At 67.4% G+C, this 752-nt stretch carries 1 protein-coding gene; it reads left to right on the forward strand.

Annotated elements, in window-relative coordinates:
• Window positions 1–752 (forward strand): hypothetical protein (locus tag DMB66_RS62255; RefSeq protein WP_158647752.1); only part of this gene is annotated, 752 nt, incomplete at both ends.

Below are 752 nucleotides of genomic sequence, written 5' to 3' on the forward strand. Positions count from 1 at the left end.
GTGCATCAGCTGATCCAGCTGAACGCTCGTGGTGGTGTGCCCGTCAGCGTCGACGACGGCAAGCCATGGATCCGGCTGTACGCGCAGCGAGCATGCACCGGAGTCCGAGCTACGAAGCGCGGCGACGCGTTCTCCATCGAGTTCGTCGAGCCGATGACCTTGACCAATCACAGTCGACTCGCACGCAGCCGGTTGCGGGTGGCGGCGCCCGGCTGGGTTTACTTCCCAGAGCTGCGCCAAGTGCAGCCCGGTTACGCCGCACCGGATGGTGAAGTCCGTGCCGCCTGGCGGCGACTGCAAACGCCGCGGGACAAGTCGGCGGTCCCAACCCGATACGACGCCTTCTGCGATGCCTTGGATCTGGTCATCGAGGCAGGTCGCCAGATCGAGGCGGAGCGGGATCCCGGCGAGCGGATTCTGCCGTACTACGAGGTGCTGACCGCAGCCCAGCCCCGGCGATCGGCGGCCGGCGTCTATCTCTTTCGCCTGTCCCGGCCGGGCACGGTGCAGCAGGGCGGCATGGTTCATCTGCGCAACGAACCAGACTTGCGCGGCCGAGTGACGGCGACCGACGGTGAGCTGCTGACGATTGCGTTCGATGTCGCAGTCGACCGTCGCCGTATTCCCGAGCAAGGCGAGCTGGTCGCTGCCCGCAACGAGGTGGTGCAGCGCGTCCAGGCGGCCGCCGCCGCACGGCTGCGCGCGCGATCGACGGTGAATCCGGCGCTACTTCCGTTGGTGGTCGACGGTAA

This window comes from Actinoplanes sp. ATCC 53533 (assembly GCF_003947245.1).